Origin of the sequence: Afipia sp. GAS231, assembly GCF_900103365.1 — a bacterium.
GTDB lineage: Bacteria > Pseudomonadota > Alphaproteobacteria > Rhizobiales > Xanthobacteraceae > Bradyrhizobium.
Genome location: NZ_LT629703.1, coordinates 3,996,485 through 4,018,372, shown reverse-complemented (window position 1 = coordinate 4,018,372; position 21,888 = coordinate 3,996,485). Strand labels below are relative to the sequence as shown.

19 protein-coding genes are annotated in these 21,888 nt (G+C 63.1%); 5 read left to right on the top strand and 14 right to left on the bottom strand.

Features of this window, described 5'->3' with window-relative positions:
• Window positions 1–127 precede the first annotated feature (127 nt).
• Window positions 128–2,245 carry a S9 family peptidase gene (locus BLS26_RS18990; RefSeq protein WP_172804631.1) on the top strand — a complete coding sequence of 706 codons (2,118 nt, stop codon included), beginning with the start codon at window positions 128–130 and terminating at the stop codon, window positions 2,243–2,245.
• Window positions 2,246–2,369: 124 nt separating this feature from the next.
• Here BLS26_RS18990 and BLS26_RS18985 read toward each other — a convergent pair whose 3' ends face one another.
• The 6 genes from BLS26_RS18985 to BLS26_RS18960 form a co-directional block, all read right to left on the bottom strand.
• Entirely contained in the window at window positions 2,370–3,089 is a 720-nt protein-coding gene (locus BLS26_RS18985) for a ribonuclease activity regulator RraA (RefSeq protein WP_092518246.1), read from the bottom strand.
• Window positions 3,090–3,218: 129 nt separating this feature from the next.
• On the bottom strand, window positions 3,219–4,310 hold the full coding sequence (locus tag BLS26_RS18980) for an SMP-30/gluconolactonase/LRE family protein (protein ID WP_092513628.1): 1,092 nt from the start codon (window positions 4,308–4,310) through the stop codon (window positions 3,219–3,221).
• A gap of 140 nt (window positions 4,311–4,450) precedes the next feature.
• Complete coding sequence (gene araD / locus BLS26_RS18975; protein ID WP_092513626.1) at window positions 4,451–6,187, bottom strand: L-arabinonate dehydratase; 1,737 nt, start codon at window positions 6,185–6,187, stop codon at window positions 4,451–4,453.
• The gene (locus BLS26_RS18970) at window positions 6,184–7,044 is read right to left on the bottom strand and encodes an ABC transporter permease (RefSeq protein WP_092513624.1); all 861 of its coding nucleotides are present in this window, start codon (window positions 7,042–7,044) and stop codon (window positions 6,184–6,186) included. Before BLS26_RS18970 ends, araD begins: the two co-directional genes overlap by 4 nt.
• 11 nt (window positions 7,045–7,055) lie before the next feature.
• Complete coding sequence (locus tag BLS26_RS18965) at window positions 7,056–7,820, bottom strand: ABC transporter ATP-binding protein (protein ID WP_092513622.1); 765 nt, start codon at window positions 7,818–7,820, stop codon at window positions 7,056–7,058.
• Between the two features lie 4 nt (window positions 7,821–7,824).
• Entirely contained in the window at window positions 7,825–8,805 is a 981-nt protein-coding gene (locus tag BLS26_RS18960) for an ABC transporter substrate-binding protein (RefSeq protein ID WP_244542010.1), read from the bottom strand.
• A 167-nt stretch (window positions 8,806–8,972) separates the two neighbouring features.
• Here BLS26_RS18960 and BLS26_RS18955 point away from each other — a divergent pair, with 167 nt between their 5' ends.
• From BLS26_RS18955 to BLS26_RS18945, 3 genes are all read left to right on the top strand, one after another.
• A complete protein-coding gene (locus BLS26_RS18955) occupies window positions 8,973–9,692 on the top strand; it encodes a GntR family transcriptional regulator (protein ID WP_092513618.1) in 720 nt (239 codons plus the stop codon).
• Between the two features lie 227 nt (window positions 9,693–9,919).
• On the top strand, window positions 9,920–10,354 hold the full coding sequence (locus tag BLS26_RS18950) for a response regulator (protein ID WP_092518245.1): 435 nt from the start codon (window positions 9,920–9,922) through the stop codon (window positions 10,352–10,354).
• Window positions 10,355–10,408: 54 nt separating this feature from the next.
• Window positions 10,409–13,912: a PAS domain S-box protein gene (locus tag BLS26_RS18945; RefSeq protein ID WP_092513616.1), complete on the top strand. Its 3,504-nt coding sequence runs from the start codon at window positions 10,409–10,411 to the stop codon at window positions 13,910–13,912.
• 28 nt (window positions 13,913–13,940) lie between these two features.
• On the opposite strand, the gene BLS26_RS18940 is transcribed toward BLS26_RS18945, so the two are convergent.
• On the bottom strand, window positions 13,941–14,576 hold the full coding sequence (locus BLS26_RS18940) for a response regulator transcription factor (protein WP_092513614.1): 636 nt from the start codon (window positions 14,574–14,576) through the stop codon (window positions 13,941–13,943).
• Between the two features lie 154 nt (window positions 14,577–14,730).
• On the opposite strand from BLS26_RS18940, the gene BLS26_RS18935 reads away from it, so the two are divergent.
• Entirely contained in the window at window positions 14,731–15,081 is a 351-nt protein-coding gene (locus BLS26_RS18935) for a hypothetical protein (protein WP_197681258.1), read from the top strand.
• A gap of 236 nt (window positions 15,082–15,317) precedes the next feature.
• On the opposite strand, the gene BLS26_RS18930 is transcribed toward BLS26_RS18935, so the two are convergent.
• From BLS26_RS18930 to BLS26_RS18900, 7 genes are all read right to left on the bottom strand, one after another.
• Window positions 15,318–15,638, bottom strand: a complete 321-nt coding sequence (locus tag BLS26_RS18930; RefSeq protein ID WP_092513612.1) for a pilus assembly protein PilZ — start codon at window positions 15,636–15,638, stop codon at window positions 15,318–15,320.
• 4 nt (window positions 15,639–15,642) lie between these two features.
• Window positions 15,643–16,515: a protein-glutamate O-methyltransferase CheR gene (locus BLS26_RS18925; protein ID WP_092513610.1), complete on the bottom strand. Its 873-nt coding sequence runs from the start codon at window positions 16,513–16,515 to the stop codon at window positions 15,643–15,645.
• A 29-nt stretch (window positions 16,516–16,544) separates the two neighbouring features.
• Complete coding sequence (locus BLS26_RS18920; protein WP_092513608.1) at window positions 16,545–16,931, bottom strand: PleD family two-component system response regulator; 387 nt, start codon at window positions 16,929–16,931, stop codon at window positions 16,545–16,547.
• 42 nt (window positions 16,932–16,973) lie between these two features.
• Entirely contained in the window at window positions 16,974–17,450 is a 477-nt protein-coding gene (locus tag BLS26_RS18915) for a chemotaxis protein CheW (protein ID WP_092513606.1), read from the bottom strand.
• A 33-nt stretch (window positions 17,451–17,483) separates the two neighbouring features.
• Complete coding sequence (locus BLS26_RS18910; protein ID WP_092513604.1) at window positions 17,484–20,243, bottom strand: hybrid sensor histidine kinase/response regulator; 2,760 nt, start codon at window positions 20,241–20,243, stop codon at window positions 17,484–17,486.
• A gap of 583 nt (window positions 20,244–20,826) precedes the next feature.
• The gene (locus BLS26_RS18905) at window positions 20,827–21,237 is read right to left on the bottom strand and encodes a response regulator (protein WP_092513602.1); all 411 of its coding nucleotides are present in this window, start codon (window positions 21,235–21,237) and stop codon (window positions 20,827–20,829) included.
• A gap of 1 nt (window position 21,238) precedes the next feature.
• Window positions 21,239–21,727 carry a response regulator gene (locus BLS26_RS18900; RefSeq protein ID WP_092513600.1) on the bottom strand — a complete coding sequence of 163 codons (489 nt, stop codon included), beginning with the start codon at window positions 21,725–21,727 and terminating at the stop codon, window positions 21,239–21,241.
• Window positions 21,728–21,888 lie beyond the last annotated feature (161 nt).

Here is a 21,888-nt window from a genome sequence, read left to right as displayed (position 1 = left end):
GCATCAGGTTCCTTCTCGTCATGCGCGGGCTTGACCCGCGCATCCATCTGGAAAGAAGGCTTCTTCAAAAGGATGGATTGCCGGGTCAAGCCCGGCAATGACAGCTTCCCAGACTAACGAGGATCGAGTGACACAAGCAGCAACTAAAAAACCTTCGCTCTCCGCGCCGTCAGCGCCGCGCCGGCCGCACACGTTCACCACCCACGGCATTGCCGTGACGGACGACTACGCCTGGCTCAAGGACGAGAAGTGGCAGGAGGTGCTGCGCGATCCCTCGATCCTCGACGCCGATATCCGCACCTATCTCGAAGCGGAGAACGACTACACGGAAGGCTTGCTCGGCCACACCACGCCGTTGCAGAAGAAGCTCGTCGCGGAGATGCGCGGGCGGATCAAGGAAGACGATTCCAGCGTGCCGTCGCCGGACGGCCCGTTCGCCTATTTCCGAAAATTCCGCGAAGGCGGCCAGCACGAGATTTTCGCGCGGACGCCGCGCGACGGCGGCGATGAGACGACCGTGCTCGACGGCGATGCGCTGGCGGCGGCCCACGACTATTTCAAATTCGGCGGCAGCCGGCATTCACCCGACCACAAGCTGCACGCCTGGAGCGCCGACACCAAGGGTTCGGAATATTTCTCGATCCGGGTGCGCGACTGGGCCGACGGCACCGACCGCGACGATCTCGTCGAGGAGACCGACGGCGGCGTGGTCTGGAGCACGGACGGCAACAGCTTCTTCTACGTCAAGCTCGACGACAATCACCGCCCGATGCAGGTCTGGCGTCATCATCTCGGCACCAAACAGGCCGACGATACGCTGGTCTACGAGGAGCAGGACTCCGGCTGGTTCACCCATCTGCATGAGAGTTCCTCGGGCCGGTTCTGCGTGATCGCCGGCGGCGACCACGAGACGTCGGAGCAGCGGCTGATCGATCTGGCGCAGCCGGAGGCGCCACCGCGGCTGGTCGCGGCGCGCGAGGAAGGCGTGCAGTATTCGATCGCCGACCGCGGCGACGAACTGTTCATTCTCACCAATGCCGACGGCGCGATCGACTTCAAGGTCGTCACCGCGCCGCTGGCGTCGCCGCAGCGGGCCAACTGGCGCGACCTGATCCCCTACCGCGAAGGGGTCTACGTGCTCGATGTCGAGCTTTATGCCGGCCACATGGTTCGACTCGAGCGCGCCAATGCGCTGCCGGCGATCATCATCCGCGATCTCAAAAGCGGCGAGGAACACGCCATCGCCTTCGACGAGGCGGCCTATTCGCTCGACACCATGGGCGGCTACGAGTTCGAGACCACGAACTTGCGGTTTTCCTATTCGTCGATGACGACGCCGTCGGAAGTCTATGACTACGACATGGCGAAGCGAACCCGGGTATTGCGCAAGCGCCAGGAGATTCCGTCCGGTCACAAGCCGGTTGACTACGTCACCACCCGCATCATGGCAACGGCACATGACGGCGCGCAGGTGCCGGTCTCGATCCTGCACCGGAAAGACCTGGTGCGCGACGGCCGTGCGCCGCTGCTGCTCTATGGCTACGGCTCCTATGGCATGGCGATGCCGGCCTCGTTCGCCGCCAACCGGCTGTCGCTGGTCGACCGCGGCTTTGTTTACGCGATCGCGCATATCCGCGGCGGCGCCGACAAGGGCTGGGGCTGGTATCTCGACGGCAAGCGCGAGAAGAAGACCAACACATTCGACGATTTCGCAGCCTCTGCCCGCGCACTGATCGAGGCCAAATACACCAATGCAAAGCGCATCGTCGGCCATGGCGGCAGCGCCGGGGGCATGCTGATGGGCGCGGTCGCCAACCGTTCCGGCGAACTGTTCGCCGGCATCGTCGCCGAAGTGCCGTTCGTCGACGTGCTCAACACCATGCTCGACGACACCTTGCCGCTGACGCCGCCGGAGTGGCCGGAATGGGGCAACCCGATCGAGAGCGAAAAGGATTTCCGCACCATCCTGTCCTACTCGCCCTACGACAATGTCGCGGCAAAAGACTATCCGGCGATCCTCGCCATGGGCGGCCTGACCGATCCGCGCGTCACCTATTGGGAACCGGCAAAATGGATCGCGCGCCTGCGCGCGACCGTGACCGGCGGCGGCCCGGTGCTGCTCCGCACCAACATGGGCGCCGGCCACGGCGGCGCGTCGGGCCGGTTCAACCGCCTCGACGAAGTCGCGATCGTCTATGCGTTCGCGCTATGGGCGGTGGGGCTGGCGGAGAAGGCGGAGAGCTAAACGCTCCGCGCCCCCGCGTATTTATCAAACTCGTCATGGCCGGGCTTGTCCCGGCCATCCACGTCTTTGGTTCAACAACGAAGAAAGACGTGGATGCCCGGCACAAGGCCGGGCATGACGGAAACTACCTTCCATTCTTCTTCCGCCAAGCCGCAAAGTCCTTTGGCGTCTGCTCGTCGGTGGCGGGATAGAGGCCGAGGATCGAGCGGCCTCGGCCGACTTCCTCGGTGACGAAATCCTCGAACGCGGTCATCTCGACGGCTTCATCGGCGATCTCGTCGGCGATGTGCGCGGGGATCACGATGACGCCGTCGCTGTCGCCGAGGATGACGTCGCCGGGAAATACCGGCGCATCGCCGCAACCGATCGGCACGTTGATCTCGATCGCCTGATGCAGCGTCAGGTTGGTCGGCGCGCTCGGGCGGTGGTGATAGGCGGGAAAGCCAAGCTTGGCGATTTCAGCCGAATCGCGAAAGCCGCCGTCGGTGATGACACCGGCACAACCGCGCTGCATCAGCCGCGTCACCAGGATGGCGCCGGCGGAGGCCGCACGCGCATCCTTGCGGCTGTCCATGACCAGCACGCAGCCTTCAGGACAGTCCTCGATCGCCTTGCGCTGCGGATGGGCGCGGTCGCGAAACACCTCGATCTTGTTGAGGTCCTCGCGCGCCGGCATGTAGCGCAGCGTGAAGGCTTCACCGACCAGCACCGGCTGATCGGGGCCGAGCGGATGCACATCCTGAATCATCTGGATGCGAAAGCCGCGCTTGAAAAGTGCGGTGGCGACGGTGGCGGTGGAGACGGTCTTCAGCTTGTTGCGGGTGGCGTCGCTCAGTTTGGTCATGGTGTTCATCCCAGGTTGTTGGTCATTCCGGGATGGTGCGTTAGCACCAGACCCGGAATCTCGAGATTCCCCGATGCGCAATTGCGCATCTGCGGTTCGCGCTTCGCGCGCCCCGGAATGACGGAGTAGTTAGACCGCGCCATGCGCTTCCACGTACAGCGCGTAGACCGAGTGGCAGCTCGCCATGTAGAGGCGGTTGTTCTTCGGGCCGCCGAAGGTGAGGTTGGCGCAGCGTTCCGGCAGGCGGATGAAGGCGAGCACCTTGCCGGCGGGGCTGAACACCATGACGCCGTCGAGGTCCTCGGACTTGCCCTTGAGCTGGAACACCTTGCGGCCGCCGACATCCGACGGTTCGGCCTGCAGCGCACCGTTGGAGCCCCAGCCGCACCACAGATTGCCGTCGCGGTCGACGCGAAAACCGTCGATCGAGCCTTGGTCGGCGGCGTCGATCAGCTTGGTCTTGCCGCCGAGCGTGCCGTCGGCGCCGACGTCGTAGCTCCAGATGCTGCGGTTGGGCGTGCCCTTCCATTCCACGACGTAGAGCTTCTTTTCGTCCGGCGAGAACGCCAGCCCGTTGGGATTGACGACATCGGTGAGCACGGCTGTGATCTTGCCGTCCTTGGCGATGCGGTAGACATTGGTGGCGGCCTGTTCGGGCTTTTCCTTCTTGCCTTCCCACTCGCCGTTGATGCCGAAGATCGGATCGGTGAACCAGATCGAATCATCCGATTTGACCACGATGTCGTTCGGCGCGTTCAGTCGCTTGCCCTCGAACTTGTCGGCCAGCACCGTGATCTTGCCGTCCTTCTCGGTGCGGGTGATGCGGCGCGTCACCGAATGCTCGCAGGTGACGAGACGGCCCTGGCGGTCGCGCGCATTGCCGTTGGCGTAGTTGGCATTGGCGCGGAATACGCTGGTCTGATTGGTCTTCTCGTCGAACTTCATGATCCGGTTGTTGGGAATATCGGAGAACAAGAGATAACCGCCCTCCGGGAAGTAGGCGGGGCCTTCGGCCCAGCGCATGCCGGTCGAGACCTGTTCGACCGTCGAAGAGTAGAGCCGGTATTTGGCGAAGGACGGATCGAGGATCTGCACCGCCGGATCGGGATAGCGCTGGTTTGGCGTGAACGGAAACGATTGCGCGAAGGCGGTGCGGGAAAGAAGCGCCGAGGCGACGGTGGCACCGGCGCTTGCGAGGATATTGCGTCGGGTAATGGTCATTATCGTCCTCCCTGTGATGCTTTTTTGATTGACGTCAGCGTTTCAGCGTCATTGCGAGGAGCAAAGCGACGAAGCAATCCATTCTTCGTTTTCGTAAGGAAGATGGATTGCTTCGCTGCGCTCGCAATGACGGCTCTAGCTCAGTAAATCGAAGGCTCGCCGACCGGTGCGCCGAACCCCGTTTCGAGAAAGTCGAAGTCGCAACCTTCGTTGGCCTGCTTGATATGTTTGGTGAACATCCAGCCATAGCCGCGCTCATAGCGGCGTTCCGGCGGCTTCCACTCGGCGCGACGTTTTGCCAGTTCGGCTTCGGATACTTCCAGATTGATGGTGCGCGCGTTGACGTCGAGCGTGATGCGGTCGCCGTTGCGCACCAGCGCCAATGGTCCGCCGATATAGGCTTCCGGCGCGACGTGCAGGATGCAGGCGCCGTAGCTGGTGCCGCTCATGCGCGCATCCGACAGCCGCACCATGTCGCGCACGCCTTGTTTCACCAGTTTGGTCGGGATCGGCAGCATGCCCCATTCCGGCATGCCGGGGCCGCCCTGCGGACCGGCATTGCGCAGGATCATGACGTGATCCGCTGTCACGTCGAGGTTGGGATCGTCGACCGCTTTTTTCATCGACGGATAATCGTCGAACACCAGCGCGGGACCTGTGTGCTTGAGGAAGCGCGGTTCGCAGGCGCTGGGTTTGATCACGCAGCCATCGGGGGCGAGATTGCCCCTGAGCACCGCGAGCGCACCTTCGGCATAGATCGGATCCTTGACCGTGCGGATGACGTCGTCGTTATAGACTTCGGCGCGCGCGATGTTGTCGCCCAGCGTCTGGCCGGTAACCGTCATGACGTCGAGATGCAGATGCTCCTTGATGCGGCTCATCAGGCCCGGCAGGCCGCCGGCATAGAAGAAATCCTCCATCAGATATTTGTCGCCGCTCGGCCGCACATTGGCGATCACGGGCACCTTGCGGCTGGCAATTTCGAAATCGTCGAGCCCGATGTCCTGGCCGGCGCGGCGCGCCTGCGCGATCAAATGAATGATCGCATTGGTCGAGCAGCCCATCGCCATCGCCACCGTGATCGCGTTCTCGAAGGCCTTGCGAGTCTGGATCTTGTTTGGCGTCAGATCCTCCCACACCATCTCGACAATGCGGCGACCGCTTTCCGAAGCCATGCGGATGTGGCCGGCATCGGCCGCCGGAATCGACGACGCGCCGGGCAAGGTCATGCCGATCGATTCGGCGATCGCGGTCATGGTCGAGGCGGTGCCCATGGTCATGCAGGTGCCGTAGCTGCGGGCGATGCCGGCCTCGACATCGACCCAGTCCTTGTCGGAGATTTTTCCGGCGCGCCGCTCGTCCCAGAATTTCCAGGCGTCGGAGCCCGAACCCAGCGTCTTGCCTTTCCAGTTGCCGCGCAGCATCGGGCCGGCCGGGAGATAGATCGCCGGCAGGCCCATGCTGGTCGCACCGAGCAGCAGCCCCGGCGTGGTCTTGTCGCAGCCGCCCATCAAGACGACGCCGTCGACGGGATGACCGCGCAGCAATTCCTCGGCGTCCATCGCCAGCATGTTGCGGTAGAGCATGGTGGTCGGCTTCAGAAACGATTCCGACAACGACAGCGCCGGCAGTTCCATCGGAAAACCGCCGGCCATCAGGATGCCGCGCTTGACGTCCTCGACCCGCGACTTGAAATGCATGTGGCAGGGCTGCGCATCCGACCAGGTGTTGAGGATCGCAATCACCGGCCGGTCCTTCCATTCCTCCGGCGCGTAACCCATCTGCATCGCGCGCGAGCGATGGCCGAAGGCGCGGAGATCGTCGGGCGCGAACCAGCGCGCGCTGCGGAGATCGGCGGGGTTCTTTCTGGCGGTCATGACTGCGTGCCCCATTTCTGGACGGTATTGCGCTCGATGGTGCGGAAGATCAGATTTTCGACAATGAGCCCGATGATGATCACGGTCAGCAGGCCGGCGAACACAGCGGGAATGTCCAAGAGGTTGCGGTTCTCGAAGATGAACCAGCCGAGACCGCCCTGCCCCGATGACACGCCGAACACCAGTTCGGCGGCGATCAGCGTCCGCCAGGCAAAGGCCCAGCCGATCTTGAGGCCGGTCAGGATCGAGCCGAAGGCGGCCGGAATGAGAATGCGCGCCACATAGGGCAAGCCGCGCAAGCCGTAATTGCGGCCGACCATGCGCAGCGTGTTCGACACGCTCTTGAAGCCGGAATGGGTGTTGAGCGCGACCGGCCACAGCACCGAGTGGATCAGCACGAACACCAGGCTGCCATTGCCGAGCCCGAACCAGATCAGCGCCAGCGGCAATAGCGCGATCGCCGGCAGCGGGTTGAACATCGCGGTGATGGTTTCGAGAAAATCCGTACCGATCCGGGTCGAGATCGCTAGAATGGTGAAGATGGCGGCGAGCACGATGCCAGCGCCATAGCCCATGAACAGAACTTTCAGCGAGGCCCAGGCGCGCAGCGGAATGGTGCCGTCTTTGACCTTTTCGAACATCGTGATGATGGTGTCGTGAAAGGTCGGAAACAGTAGCGGATTGTCGAGGAAGGTGCCGTAGGCCTCCCAGGCCGCTGCAAGAAAAATAATGATCACGGCTTTGCGAACAAAACCGTCATTCCACAGCAGTTCCAGCACGGTGAGCTTGCGCTCGACCTCGACCGGCACGTCAGCGCTGGCGGCGGCATCGCGCAGCAGGATTCTGGCTTCGCCCATCGCGCGCTCCCTCAATGTTCGGTTGCGGTATCGGCGAACAGCAGATCATGGATCTGCTTTTCCAGCCGGGCGGCGCTGCCGTCCTCGCTGGAGACCTGGTCGACATCGATGACCTCGGCCTTGACTCTCCCTGGATGCGGCGACAGCAACAGAATCCGGTTGCCGATCTTGATCGCTTCGGCGATCGAATGCGTCACGAACAGCACGGTGAATTTGGTTTCGGCCCAGAGCTGCAGCAATTCATCCTGGCAGGTGCGGCGCGTCAGCGCGTCCAATGCCGCGAACGGCTCGTCCATCAGCAAAATATCCGGCTCCATCGCCATGCCACGCGCGATCGCGACGCGCTGCTTCATGCCGCCCGACAGCGTGTGCGGATAGGCATCGACGACACGCGTGAGACTAACCTTCTCGATATAGGCCCGCGCCCGCGCCTCCGCTTCCTTGCGCGGCAGCCGGCGCGTCATCAGCAGCGGGAACATGACGTTTTCCAGCACCGTCTTCCACGGCAGCAACTGGTCGAACTCCTGGAAGATCATCATCCGGTCGGCGCCGGGCTCGGAGATCTCGCGGCCGGATATCCGCATCTTGCCTTCGCTCGGCGTCATGTAGCCGCCGACCGCCTTCAGCAGCGTGGACTTGCCGCAACCGGAGGGGCCGAGCAGCACGAAACGATCGGAGCGATCGACCGTGAAAGAGACCCGCTCGGTCGCGGTCACGACCGCGCTCGACGTCTTGTAGCGCAGCGTTACGTCACTGACGTCGAGAAGCGCGGTCATGGGCTCAGTTGCCTTTCAGCTCATGCGCGACCGGGAGGTAATAGTCGGTCCAGGCTTTCGGCATTGATTTCAGCGTGCCGGTCTTGAACAGATGCGCGGCAAACTTCATGGTGCCCTGCGGCTGCAGGTTCCACTCCATCATGCCGGGCTCCTTCAACCAGGCCAGCAGATCCTCGACGCTGGTCTTGTCGCCGGTGACCTCCTTGTAGATTTCCACCGCCGCCTTTGTATCGCTGCGGATGAAATCCTGCGCTTCCTTGGTGGCGTCGAACACCGCCTGGATGATCTTCGGGTTGGCATCGGCGAATTTTGTCATGGTGAAGAATTGCGCCTGGCTCAGCGGCCCGCCCATCACATCAGGCGACGACAGCACCACATGTGCGCCGGCCACGTTCTTCAGTTCCAGGAACGTAAACGGCGGGATCGCGAAGTGGTTGCGCACCTCGTGCTGGGCATTGGTCATCGCCACATAGGCGTCGGGATGGCCGAGCTGCACCGTGTTGGCATCGAGCTTCGACCATTGGTCGGCGCCGAAGGCTTCGGAGGCCGCGATCTGCAGCACGATCGCCTGGGTCGAGACTTTGACGGTCGGCACCGCGATCTTGTCGTTGGGGCCGAAATCCTTGATGGATTTAATATGGGCGTCGCGGCTGATCAGCGTCATCGGCTGCGCCGAGGTAGCGACGATGCCCTTGACCCCGCCGCGGGTGCGATCCCACAGCAACAACAGGTTGCCGGTGCCGGTATTGAGAATATCGACGCCGCCGGCCAGGAGCGCATCGGTCTGCGCGCCGCCGCCGCTGAGATTGATCCATTTCGTCGTGACACCGGGCACACCCAGCGCTGCGGCATGCTTCTCGATCAGTCTGTTTTTTTCCATGATGTGCGAGGGCATGTAGAAAATGCCCGGCTGCCGCGACAGCGAGATCTCGCTCTTGGCCTGAGCCAGGGCCTGCGAAATCACCGGCGAGCCCGGCAGCACCATCGCGAGAACAGCGGCGGCTAGCGCGCCAGCGCGCCAAATCCTGTGATTCATGGTGCATCTCCTCCGGCAGTCTCGTTGACGCCTTTGGCGAGATGCACTAATGTATTAGTGCATTTGATGCAAGCGCCTTCTGACAAGGAACTTCCGACATTGCCCGGCTCCGCCTGATGACCCCACCGCACACCGCCCCCCGCCGCGCCATTCCCGGTTCCGCCGATCGGCTCGACCGCGACCGTCAGGCGGCGCCGCAGGTGTTTGAGCGCCTGCGCGGCATGATCATTTCACTGGACCTGCCGCCGGGATCGCCGCTGTCGCGCGCCGCATTGGCCGCGCAGTTCGGGGTCTCGTCGACGCCTATCCGCGACGCCCTGATGCGGCTGGAAGAGGAAGGGCTGGTCGAGGTGTTTCCGCAATATGCGACCGTGGTCAGCCGGGTCGACGTGCGGCTGGCGCAGCAGGCGCATTTCTTGCGGCAGGCGGTCGAACTCGAAATCGTGCGCGGGCTTGCGATCCGCCATGACGAGGCGTTTGTCGCCGAACTCAACGCGACCATCGCGCGCCAGCAGCAATTCGCCAAAGCCGGCGATTTCGAACGGTTCATGACGGCCGACAACGAATTCCACGCCCAGCTCTATGCGGCGACCGACAAGCAGGACCTCTGGTCGCTGGTGCGCAGCCGCAGCGGGCATATCGACCGGTTGCGGCGCATGCACCTGCCCTCTCCCGGCAAGGCCCAGGATATCGTGCGGCACCACAGGCTGATCGCAAAAGCCATCGGCGCCGGCGAACCCGACGAGGCGCAGAAGCATCTGCGCACCCATCTGTCGGGCACTCTCAGCGAACTCGCCCAGATCAGGGCGCGCTACCCGGAATATCTGAGCAACTAGCCGCGCGGTTCTGCTCGCGCATTCGGTATCCCCGGCGAATCATGCCGCGCTGATACGCGGGGCCGTGTGGTCGTCTGCCCCGCACCATGCGGATAGAGCGCTTTTGTGGGAACCTTTTGATCGCCCATCCGGAACCTGCGTCAACGGGAAACGGTTGCGAGAGAGCGAGCTTTCGGCAAAACTCACGACCTGTCATGGGTATTCCAGCGGCGGCGGAGAACCTTCCTTTGGCAAGAATACTGGTCGTGGATGATGAGGTGGCGGTTCAGAGCACCATCCGCCTGTTGCTGGAACGCGCCGGCCACGGCGTGGTCACGGCGGGCGACGGCCGCAAGGGACTCAGTCTGTGCGAGGCCGGCGATTTCGACCTGCTGTTTCTCGATATCTTCATGCCGGGAATGGATGGCTTCGAGACCATGCGGATGGTTCGTCAGCGGCATCCGCGGATGCCGATTATCGTCATCTCCGGTCGGCCGATTTCTGTCGAGCCGGACTCCGCCCCCGACTTCCTCACCATGGCCACCAAGCTCGGGGCGGTCTCGAGCCTGCAAAAACCGTTCAAACCCGCCGAGCTGCTGGCGGCGGTCGCAAACTGTCTGCAAGCAGCCGGACATGGCCTAAGCCAACAGGCGGTGTTGCGTCCCGCCGGTAATGCACCTTAGCATGGATTGACCGGCATTCGACCGGGTCGCCATGGGAGGGCGCGCGAAAGCAAGATGACGCTGACAACCAGGCTTGCCATCGCGATGATTGCGTTGGTCGCGATCGCGGTATCCGCGGTCGGATGGCTGAGCTATCGGAGCCTGGAACAAGCCGTCCTGCCGCGGGTGCTCGATCGGATCGAAACCCATTCGCGGTTGGCCGCCAGCGAGCTGGAATCCCAGGTTCGCACCGGGCGCGGCGACATCGCCACCTTCCAGGGGCTGGCGGCGGTGACGGGATTGATGCGGGCGCGCCTCAATGGCGGGATCGATCCAACCGATGGTACCCCCGAAGCCCTCTGGCGCGAACGGCTGGAAGGCCGGTTGGCAGCCCAGATGCCGCTGCGGCCGGCCTATTCGCTCCGCGTCATCGGCGTCGCCGATGGCCACCGCGAAATCATCCGGGTCGATCGCTCAGGCCCGAACGGCGCCGTCCGCATCGTGCCTGATGCCGAGCTGCAGCAAGTCGGCGACGCGCCGTATTTCCGCGACACGATCAAACTGGCCGCGAATGAAATCTACGTCTCTCCGGTCGACTTGAACCAGGAGAACGGCGTCATCGCGAGCCCGCATATACCGACGATGCGGTTCGCGATGCCGGTATTGGCGCCGGACGGCAAGCCGTTCGGCATCGTCATCGCCACGGCCGATATGCGGCCCGCGCTCGAGCGTGTCCGGTCGTCGGTGCGGCCTGGCGAAAGCGTCTACGTGGTCGATGCCAGGGGCAACTATCTCGTTCATCCCGATCGGGCGCGCGAATTCGGTTCGCAACTGGGGACGCCGACCGATTGGCGGAAGGACTTTCCGGATTTGGCGGAGTCGTTCGGCACCACGAAAAGCATCGCGCAGATCGTGCAAACCCGGACCGGACGACCCGGCGGCGAGGCTTTGGCTCCTGCCGTTCTGGCCGGCAGCGTGTGGACCGCGGTCATCGAACTGGTCCCGAATGCCGTCGTCATGGCGCCGGCGCAGGCGATCGGGAAGAGCTCGATCACCGTCGGGTTGATCGCCGTATTGTGCGCAACGGTGCTGGCGCTGCTGATCGCGCGATCGCTGACCCGGCCGATCGTCCAGTTGACCAGGGCCGTCGAGGCCGCCGCCCGTAGCGGGACGGCGGTGATCCCGGTCGACGCGCGCGGCGAGACGGGCGTGCTTGCGCGCGCATTTGCGCGTGTGATGGAGGAGGCCAATGCCAAGGCGGTCGCGCTCGAGCACGAGGTCGGCGAACACCGCCGCACCATCGCGGCGCGCGATCACCATGCGGAACGCGAACGCCTGTTCAGCGCTGCGGTCGAATCCTCGAACGATGCGATCATTACCACGTCTCTCGACGGCACCATCACCGGCTGGAATTCGGCCGCAAGTCGCCTGTTCGGATATTCGGCGGCAGAAACCACTGGCAAAAGCATCGGGCTACTCGTACCCGAGGACCGGCTGTCGGAGGTGGATGACACGCTGCGCCGTATCGGCTGGGGTGAAAGCATCGAGCACAACGAAACGGTGCGGTTGCGCAAGGACGGCACGCCGATCGAGGTCTCGCTCAGCCTTTCCGCCATCAGGGCGCCTTCGGGCGCGACCATCGGCATTGCCGGGGTGGTGCGCGATATCACCGACAGCAACAAGACCCGGCAGGTGGTGCGGCAACAGACCGAGGAACTTCGCCGCATCTTCGAGACCTCGCAGGATCTGATCCTGGTGCTGGATTCCCGCGGATTTCTGGTCCAGGTCAGCCCGAGCTGCCAAGCCATCCTGGGATTTCGGTCCGATGAAATGATCGGCCGCAGCGGGACTGACTTCATCCATCCCGATCATCTGGAGAATTCCCGCGAGGAAATGCGCGCGGCGCGACGCGGGCTGCGCCCGAAGATTTCCGATACCCGCTGCATCCACAAGGACGGAAGAGCCGTATGGCTGTCATGGCTCGGGACCTGGTCCGAACCGGTCAAGCGGTTTTTCTTCGTCGGCCGCGACATGACCGAGAGCCGGCTGGCGCAGGAGACCTTGCGCGAAAGCGAGCAGCTCGCCCGCGGCATCATCAATTCCGCGCTCGATGCCTTCGTCCAGACCGATCAGCGCGGCAACATCCGAGATTGGAATTCGCAAGCCGAGGCCATTTTCGGATGGCCGCGGACGGACGTGCTTGGAAAGAACATTTTCGGGTTGATCGCACCGGATCCGGCCCAGGGTCCGGTCCAGACCGACCTCGGACGCTTTCTGGAGTCCGGACTCGAACAGGTTGCAAGACCCCGCCGCGAGGTCCAGGCGCGACGGCGCGACGGAACTGAATTCACCACGGAGTTGAGCATCACGGCGCTGAAGACCCGCGACGGATTCGTGTTCAACTGCTTCATGCGCGACCTCACCGACAGGATCACGGCCGAGGATCGGATCAGGCAGGCCGAAAAGATGGAAGCCGTCGGTCAGCTCACCGGCGGCATTGCGCACGACTTCAACAATATTCTGACCGTGATCACGGGCACGATCGAAATCCTGGCCGACGCGGTCAAGGACGAGCCGCAACTGGCCGCGATCACGCGGATGATCGACGAAGCGGCATCACGGGGCGCCGATCTCACCCAGCATCTGCTCGCCTTTGCCCGCAAGCAACCGCTCGAGCCCAAGGAGACCGACGTCAACACGCTGATCATCGACACCGCCAAGCTGCTGCAACGGACGCTCGGCGAGCACGTCGAAATTGAATCGGTGTTCGAGGACGAGATCTGCGCGGCGCTGGTCGACCCCAATCAGCTCGCTACCGCCATCCTCAATCTCGCGCTCAACGCGCGCGACGCGATGCCTGATGGCGGCAAGCTGATCATCGAAACCGGAAGCGTCGTGCTCGACGAGAATTACGCAAGGATGCACAGCGACGTCCGGCCCGGCCGCTACGCCATGATCGCGGTGAGCGATACCGGAACCGGCATTCCGGCCGACATGCTCGACAAGGTGTTCAATCCGTTCTTCACCTCGAAAGGTCCCGGCAAGGGCACCGGCCTCGGGCTCTCGATGGTCTACGGTTTCGTCAAGCAATCGGCCGGCCACATCATGATCTATAGCGAGGAGGGCCACGGGACGACGATCAAGATGTATCTGCCGCCGGCCTCGGGCACCTTGCCGGCCACTGAGCCGACGCCGGCACCCGTCGTCGAGGGTGGTCACGAAACCATTCTGGTCGTCGAAGACGACAAGCTGGTGCGCGACTATGTGCTGACCCAACTGCATTCGCTGGGCTACGTCACGCTGGATGCCGCGAATGCGACCGAGGCGCTCGCGATCGCCAATGCCGGCCATCCCTTCGACCTGCTTTTCACCGACGTGATCATGCCCGGCATCAACGGCCGCCAGCTCGCCAACGAAATAGTGAGGGTCAAGCCCGCCCTAAAGGTGCTGTTCACGTCGGGCTATACGGAAAACGCAATCATCCACCACGGCCGGCTCGACGAGGGCGTGCTGTTGCTCGCCAAGCCCTATCGCAAGTCGGACATGGCGATCATGATCCGGAAAGCGCTCGCCGATTGAGCGCTTCGCTCGAAAACGCCATGGTCGATCAGGCCTGACGCTGAGTGGTCATTACGATCCGCACCAGATCGGCGGCGTTCCGCGCGCCGAGCTTCTTCATGATATTGGCGCGATGATCCTCGATCGTGCGCGGGCTGATCCCGAGATGGCGTCCCGCTTCCTTGTTGGATGCACCCGCGGTGAACTGTTCCAGCACCTCGCGCTCGCGTCGCGTCAGCGGTTCGCGTCCCGGAAAATGCAGCGTCGCAATCCGCGATGCGGAGTTTTCTGCCTGTCGGCGGGCATATGCCTCGATCGCCTCGTCGAGTCTCGCCACGATTTCGCTGCCACGAAACGGCTTCTCAATGAAGTCCAGCGCGCCGTTCTTGATGGCGGTGACCGCCATCGCGATATCGCCCTGCCCCGAGATCATGAAGATCGGCGCGGGATAGTCCTCGCCGTGAAGCTCCTTCAGAACGTCGAGGCCGGATTTCCCGGGGATGTTCACGTCGAGCAGGATGCAGGATGGGGTCCGGGATCTCGCAACCGCGAGCAGGGCGGCGCCGTCTGCGAAACAGATGACCTGATAGCCGCCCGCCGTCAGGACCATGGACAGCGTGTCGCGGACGGCCGGATCGTCGTCGACCACGAAAATCTCCCCGCGGGAGAGGGCTTTTTCAGCCATGTCTTATCGTCCATGCGTGGTGAATCATGACGCATACTCACGTGATCGTATTCAACAGCCGATCCGATCAAAACGCACCCGTATTTGTACGGGACGTTCGCTTAACGCACAAGTAGCGACGCGAACCTTAAACACGAGGGTAAGGAGTTTACCCATGCAGAATGCAGCTGGTGATGGCATCGCGTTCGGACCCGACGGTCAGAATGACAGCTATCGATCGGTCGTGTCGGACCTCGTGAGCCTGATCGAGCATGTCCAGGCGAGCCTGCGGCTAATCGAACAGACCATGGCCCCGGAAACCTCGCTCGGTGGCCAGGAAAACGCCGTCGATGTCGTCGTGCTGGACGACGTCTCGCCGCGTTACGTCAAGGCGGCTGCGGCGCTGCAAGCCTGCGACGCCAATCTCGGCATCGCCCTCCACGTCCTGCTGGATTCCAGCACGCCCGGGCGCGGCACCAGCGCCTATGCCGAAGTCACGCCGGCGCTTTCGATCTCGCTGATGTAGCCGGAGGCGGCTGCTTTGCGGGAACTCGCGATGTCCCTCCGTGACAGACTGGTCTCGCGCGATCGGCTCCTTGCCGGGGCGGCGGCCTGGTGTGCAGCATGCCAGGGGCGCGCTGGCCGGCCAGGCGATTGGCGTGAGAGTCCCGTCAGAGCATGTGAGGCTGTTATCTGAAGCAAAACAGGTGTCCGCCCGCGGATCCGGTCCGCGGGTAAGCCTTAGCGCGCGGCGCGATGGCCTTAGTTCGACATCTCTTCATTTTTGGCCGTGCCCGACCGCTTCTTGGCGTGCTTACCCCTCAGGAAATGGATGTCCATTTCGGTGCCGTTGACGCGAACCAGTTCGCATCGGCGGTAGGCAAGGCCGGTCGACGACAGCAACAGGAAGAACTCCTTGAGATTGAGGCCCTGGATCGAACCTTCAACGGTCAGGGTCGCGTCGATATCCGAGATTGCGTTAAGCTGGCAATCGCGGCGCCACGTGCCGTCGATGGCCATGATGCAGACATCATAGCCCCGGCTGAAGGTGACGCGCTCCATTCCCTTGTTGTCTTCCGACATTTCCTCAACGTCCTGCCATCGCCGCGACTTTTGGCGTTGCTGTTGCGACCGGCGCAACGGTCGCGCGCGCGCCGGTCGGCCGGTAGAGCCCGCGCTTGTCCGGGAACGGCTTGAACACATCGGTCAGGCCGACAACCGTTTCCGCCGCACCCAGCACCAGGAAGCCATCCTGTTCCATCGTCTTGGCGAGACGGCCGAAGATGTTGATCTTGGTGTCCTGGTCGAAATAGATCAGCACGTTGCGGCAGAAGATGATGTCGAATACCCCGAGCTGGGAAAAATCGTGCAGCAGGTTGAGCTGGCGGTGCTGAACCATGGCGCGGATGTCGGCGCCGATCTGCCACAACTCGCCGTTCTGCTTGAAATGTTTCACCAGCAACTGGATCGGCAGGCCGCGCTGCACCTCGAACTGGCTGTAGATGCCGGCCTTGGATTTCTCCAGCACTTCCTGGGACAGGTCGGTCGCGATGATTTCGACCCGCCATCCGGCAAGCTGCGCGCTCATGTCCTTCAGGCTCATCGCCAGCGAATACGGCTCCTGGCCGGTCGAACCGGCCGCACACCAGATCCGGATGCTCTTGCGATTGGCGCGCGCCTTCATCATCTCGGGCATGATCGAATCGCGGAAGTGATCGAACGGCACCTTGTCGCGGAAGAAGAAGGTTTCGTTGGTGGTCATGGCTTCGACCACCTGGGCAATCAGGGTGGACGAGCCACCCTTCATTTTTTGCACGAGTTCGCTGATGCCGGGCAGGCCGCATTTGCGCGACAGCGGAAGCAGACGGCTTTCGATCAGATATTGCTTGTCTGCGGACAGGTCGAGACCGGAATGATCCTTCAAGAGCTTACGCAGATACTCATAGTCTGGCGGCGTCACAGGGGCCTCTCAAGGGCAAGCGGAAAGGATTAGGCCGTTGGTTCCATCAACTCGATCAGGCCGACTTCCGCGAATTTCGCGGCAACGATGCCTTTGTCGAACGGCTTCATGATGTATTCGTTGGCACCGCCGTCGATCGCACGCGAGATGTGGTCGATGCTGGTCTCGGTGGTGCAGAACACCACCTTGGGCGTATCACCGCCAGGCATGCGGCGCAGATGGCCGAGGAACTGGTAGCCGTCGATCACGGGCATGTTCCAGTCGAGCAGGATGGCTTCCGGCATCGCGCGTTTGCAGACGACAAGCGCGTCGACGCCGTCTTCGGCTTCGACGACGCTGAACTGCAGTTCTTCCAGGATGCGGCGCGCAATTTTACGTACGATGCTGGAATCATCGACGACGAGACAGGTTTTCATTTCTTGGCCTCCTGGTCTGACGAACGGCGCATGCCAATCGGGTTATGCTGCGAGGACTACTTTGGGCACGATTTCGAGGACGCGATCGACGTCGAGGACGACCATGAGCTGACCTTCGAGGCGGTGAACGCCGCCGGCGAGCTTGGCCATGCGGGGATCGAGATTGACGGGGTTTTCCTCGCGGCCGTCGTCGCGGAGCCGCAGGACCTCGCCGATCTGGTCGATCAAGAGCCCGTAGGACTCGCCGCGCAGGTCGACACCAACCGCCATCGGCGGCTTGCCGTCGTCGTTCTTGGGCAGCCCCAGCCGGGCGCGCATGTCGACCACGGTGACGATGCGGCCGCGCAGGTTGAGCACGCCGGCGATCTCCGCCGACGACAGCGGAACCCGCGTCAGCCGTTCCGGCATGAACACGTCCTGGACCCGCGAGATCGGCAGGCCGAACAATTGCCCGCCGATAAAAGCGGTGACGTATTCGGCCACGGTGCCCTCGATGGTGTCGGTCTTGGTCGTTGTCATGATGTATTGCCCTTATGCCCCGGCTAAGCTTGCTTATGCCGCGTGCTTGATCTCGGGAGCGGCGGTCTGTTCCTTCAGCGCCGCGATCAGGCCCGGACGGTCGAACTTGGCGACATAGTCGTGGAAGCCGGCCTGCCGGCCGCGCTCGATCGCCGCCGGCGACACCATCGAGGACAACGCGATGATCGGCATCGCACTCAAGTGCTGGTCGGCTCGGATAACTTCCGCAAACTCGAACCCGTTCATGTCGGGCATTTCGATGTCGGTCAGCACCACGTCGAACACCTGGCCCGAGCGCAGCGCGGTGAGGCCTTCCTGGGCGTTGGGGGCGACCCGCACCTTGTAACCGGCCGCCTTGAGTACCGGGGCCAGCATGTTGCGGAAGAAGGCGCTATCGTCGACCAGCAGCACCGACTGCGACGACATCGACGGCCGCATCTCCTTGCGCGAGAACCAGTCGGCAAACGCCATCGGCAGGAAGTGGCCGACGTCGATCACTTCGGTGGCCTGGCCCTTGATCACGGCCGAACCCAGGATGCCGGACTGCGAGCCCGCCACCTCGATGTGCAGCCGCTCCTCGACGATGTCGATGATCTCGTCGACCACGAGACCCATCGAGCGGCCGTCGTCGGCGAACACCAGGATCGGCTGCGAGCCTGACGTTTGAACGGTGACCCCGTCCATCTGCACCAGCGGCATCAGCTGCTCGCGGTACTGCACCATGTAGCGGCCGTTACTGAGTTCGATCTTGTCGGTGGCGATCTCCTCCAGACGGGTGACGAGCCCGAGCGGCACCGCCTTGGGCTGGTTCGAGCCGGCGCGGAACACCAAGAGCGAGGTCAGCTGCTCGCCCGAGGAGGCGTGCGCCGCGGCATGGTCGTCGGCGAGATCGCGCGAGGCGGAGCCGGCCGCGCCCAGCGCCTTGGCAATGCCGTTGGGGTCGATGATCATGATCACGGCGCCGTCACCCAGAATGGTGTTGCCGGAGAACATGTCGATGTGCCGCAGTTTGGTCGACATCGGCTTGACCACGATTTCTTCGGTGTGGAACACGCCGTCGACCACGATGCCGAAGGTCTGGCTGCCGACCTGGGTGACCACGATAAAGCCGTTCTCGGGGTCGGAAGAAGTACCATCGTCAATTTTGAGCAGCTTCTTCAGGTGCATCAGCGGCAACAGCTTGTTGCGCAGTCTGAGAACCGCGGTGTCCTTGATGCGCTCGATGCGGTGTTCGGAGTTGGCCCTGGCGCGGACCAGCTCGACCACAGACAATTGCGGAATCGCAAAGCGGTCGCCGGCGGCTTCGACGATCAGGGCCGAGACGATGGCCAAGGTCAGCGGGATCTTGATGGTGACACTTGAGCCCTCGCCGGCCACCGACTTGATGTCGATGGTGCCGCCGATCTGGTCGATATTGGTGCGCACCACGTCCATGCCGACGCCGCGGCCGGAGACCGAGGTGACGGCGGCCGCGGTCGAGAAGCCCGGCGCGAAGATGAACTTGTGGATCTGGGCTTCCGTCATCTTCTCCAGATCGGCCTCGCTAACGAGACCGTTCTGGACCGCCTTGGCCTTGATCCGCTCGGTGTTGAGGCCGCGGCCGTTGTCGGCGATGCAGATGATGATGTGGCCGCCTTCATGGTAGGCGGACAGACGGATGGTGCCCTGCTCGGGCTTGCCGGCGGCGGAGCGCTCACTGGGCGTCTCGAGACCATGGTCGGCGGAGTTGCGCACCATGTGCGTCAACGGATCCTTGATCAGGTCGAGCACCTGGCGGTCCAGCTCGGTGTCGGCGCCGTGCATCTCCAGTTCGATCTGCTTGCCGAGTTCGCCGGAGAGGTCGCGGACGATGCGCGGCAGCTTCTGCCAGGCGTTGCCGATCGGCTGCATCCGCGTCTTCATGACGCCTTCCTGCAGCTCGGCGGTGACGTTGGAGAGCCGCTGCAGCGGCACCTTGAACTCGGTGTCCTCGTTGCGGCGGGATATCTCCAAAAGCTGGTTGCGGGTCAGCACCAGCTCGGAGACCATGGTCATCAGGTGTTCCAGCGTGTCCACGTTGACGCGGATCGACTGGTTGGCGATTTTGTCGGCTTCCTGGACGTCGGTCTCGGCGGATACCGGCTTCCTGACGGCCTTGGCTTTGGCGCGCGGCTCGGGAGCGGCTTCCGGCGCGGCGGCGGGCGCTGCGGCCTTGGCGACCGGGGCAGCTGCAACCACAGGCGCGGGCGCGGCCGGCTCGACTTCGATGGCGGTCTCGCGGAAGGCGCGTTCGAGGTCGTCGAGCGAGACTTCGCCGGGACGCAACGGACGTTCCAGCACCTGCTCGACCAAAGTGCCGGCTACGCTGGTCGCGGGGGCTGCCGGTGCAACCGGCGGTGCTGCGACCACGGGCACTGCCTCAACCGCAACCTCGGCATGCTTGCCTTCGGCCATCTCGTGCAGTTTTTCGATCAGGTCTTCGTCGGTACCTTCGGGCTCGGTTTCGGTGGCTTCGAGACCGGCGAGGATTTCCTTGATGCGGTCGATCGAGGACAGGATCAGCGTCACGGCGCCGGCCGTCACCGGCATGCCGTCGCGGAATTTGCCCATCAGGGTCTCGCCGGCATGGGCCAGCGCTTCGAGCCGGGGTAATCCAAGGAAACCGCAGGTGCCTTTAATCGTGTGAACCAGCCGGAAGATGTTATCCAGGATCTTGGCGTCGGTCGGATCCTGCTCGAACCGCACCAACTGATTATCGACCGTATCCAGGCTCTCGTTGGTCTCGGTCAGGAACTCCCGCAGAAGATCGTCCATCAGAGCATGCCTTCCAAGTTCATGTAACGGTCGTCTTCTAGCCATACCCGTTCGGGCTTCACGACGACGTTAATTTCGTTGTCCGTGCAAATACGGAGGAAGTGAGCTTTCGTTATCCGGCGGCGTGCATTCACGATCGCATGCAGCTTCGCCAACGGCGTGCAGGGCGAACGACATGATGGGTTACGTGACCGCTGCAACCACAGGCATCGAGAGCATTTCTCCGACACTCCATCGCTTGCGGCAGAGGCGTTCTGCTGTGGCGTTCGCGACCCGAAACATCGTTCAATTTACAACAAATGCGTTCAGATCTATCGGGCGTTGCGAAGCCTCTCGCTCATGCGGGACGAACCGGAAAACTTCGTCGCGGGGCCGCAGGCCGGCGTCAGGCCGCGAGCAACGCTTCGTCGCGCTTCATCAACTTCCGGATTTCCTTGGGCGTCTTGGCGTTCCAGCAATCACTGGCTGTTGACGCCGTCGATCGCAAAAAATCGGCAATCCGGTTTATGGTGAACAGATCCTAAACGACGCGTGCAGCATGCGCGCAGCCCGCGCGACGCCTGCGACACCAAGCCTGCGATGGCTACCGAACAACGCCTGCGAAACGGGAGCCGGCTTCGGCCAGACACTCATTGATGACGGTCAGCAATGCCATCGGCGTGAACGGCTTGCGCAGGCAGCGCGCCGCCCCGAGTTCGAGCGCCATGCGCAAAAAGTCCGGCGCCGGCGAGTCGAGATTGGCGAAGGCGTAGCCGGACATTGCGATCAGCGGAATCGCCGGCGCGCGTTCGTGGAATATCCTGATCGATTCGAAACCGCGCATGTGCGGCATGAAGATATCGACGATCATAAGGTCGAAGCCCGCGCCTTCCAGCGCGCGAAGCCCGCTATCGCCGCCATCGGCTATCGTCACTTCAAAGCCGTGGCGCTCGAGAGAGATCTCGATCGCCATGCAAACCATGGGATCGTCATCGACGACGAGCACTCTAGTCATGTCAGCCCCCGCGAAAATCTGCGTCCAATCGTTCCGTCGTGCCGGACCTCCGCTCGGACAACCCATTGGCGACGGCGGAAAGCGTAGCGACATGCCTTCGATGCGGCTCGGCTGCCGACAGGCATTCGTCGATCAGGCCGAGCAACGCCGATGGCCTGAACGGCTTGCGCAGGCACCGTGTCGCCCCAAGGCTGAGTGCCAGTTTAAGGCAGGCGGGGTCGTCCGCTTCGGCGCCGGAAAAGACGTAGCCAGAAATCGCAATCAACGGCACCGTCGGCGCACGCTGGTGAAATAGCCTGATCGACTCGAAGCCGCGCATGTCAGGCATCAGGATATCGGCGATCATCAGATCGAAGCTGGCGTCATCCAGCGCAGCCAGACCGTTGGCACTGCCATCCGCGGCCGCGACCCTGAACCCACATCCTTTCAGCCACGCGGCAATCGCGAGACGGACATGCCGGTCATCATCGACCACGAGAATGCGACGCATTGCGGCCTCCTTCGCCGTTTCCGTCACGCTTTGGGCACTCGAAGGCACGGCAACAACCAACGGCAAACGGCTCCGCGACGGCACAATGCTGGCCCGGCGCGCGGCGTTTTGCCTTGCGAATCAGTGCGCTACTCTTATTTCCGCCGCAAATCGACCAGGCT

Bases quoted from the DNA above. Each gene is read 5' to 3' on its own strand.
- BLS26_RS18910 (WP_092513604.1), bottom strand. From the start codon at position 20,243: ATGGACGATCTTCTGCGGGAGTTCCTGACCGAGACCAACGAGAGCCTG.
- BLS26_RS18940 (WP_092513614.1), bottom strand. From the start codon at position 14,576: ATGGCTGAAAAAGCCCTCTCCCGCGGGGAGATTTTCGTGGTCGACGAC.
- BLS26_RS18915 (WP_092513606.1), bottom strand. From the start codon at position 17,450: ATGACAACGACCAAGACCGACACCATCGAGGGCACCGTGGCCGAATAC.
- BLS26_RS18965 (WP_092513622.1), bottom strand. From the start codon at position 7,820: ATGACCGCGCTTCTCGACGTCAGTGACGTAACGCTGCGCTACAAGACG.
- BLS26_RS18935 (WP_197681258.1), top strand. From the start codon at position 14,731: ATGCAGAATGCAGCTGGTGATGGCATCGCGTTCGGACCCGACGGTCAG.
- BLS26_RS18945 (WP_092513616.1), top strand. From the start codon at position 10,409: ATGACGCTGACAACCAGGCTTGCCATCGCGATGATTGCGTTGGTCGCG.
- BLS26_RS18960 (WP_244542010.1), bottom strand. From the start codon at position 8,805: ATGGTGCTGCCGGGCTCGCCGGTGATTTCGCAGGCCCTGGCTCAGGCC.
- BLS26_RS18980 (WP_092513628.1), bottom strand. From the start codon at position 4,310: ATGACCATTACCCGACGCAATATCCTCGCAAGCGCCGGTGCCACCGTC.
- BLS26_RS18905 (WP_092513602.1), bottom strand. From the start codon at position 21,237: ATGACTAGAGTGCTCGTCGTCGATGACGATCCCATGGTTTGCATGGCG.
- BLS26_RS18970 (WP_092513624.1), bottom strand. From the start codon at position 7,044: ATGGGCGAAGCCAGAATCCTGCTGCGCGATGCCGCCGCCAGCGCTGAC.
- BLS26_RS18900 (WP_092513600.1), bottom strand. From the start codon at position 21,727: ATGCGTCGCATTCTCGTGGTCGATGATGACCGGCATGTCCGTCTCGCG.
- araD (WP_092513626.1), bottom strand. From the start codon at position 6,187: ATGACCGCCAGAAAGAACCCCGCCGATCTCCGCAGCGCGCGCTGGTTC.
- BLS26_RS18955 (WP_092513618.1), top strand. From the start codon at position 8,973: ATGACCCCACCGCACACCGCCCCCCGCCGCGCCATTCCCGGTTCCGCC.
- BLS26_RS18920 (WP_092513608.1), bottom strand. From the start codon at position 16,931: ATGAAAACCTGTCTCGTCGTCGATGATTCCAGCATCGTACGTAAAATT.
- BLS26_RS18930 (WP_092513612.1), bottom strand. From the start codon at position 15,638: ATGTCGGAAGACAACAAGGGAATGGAGCGCGTCACCTTCAGCCGGGGC.
- BLS26_RS18985 (WP_092518246.1), bottom strand. From the start codon at position 3,089: ATGACCAAACTGAGCGACGCCACCCGCAACAAGCTGAAGACCGTCTCC.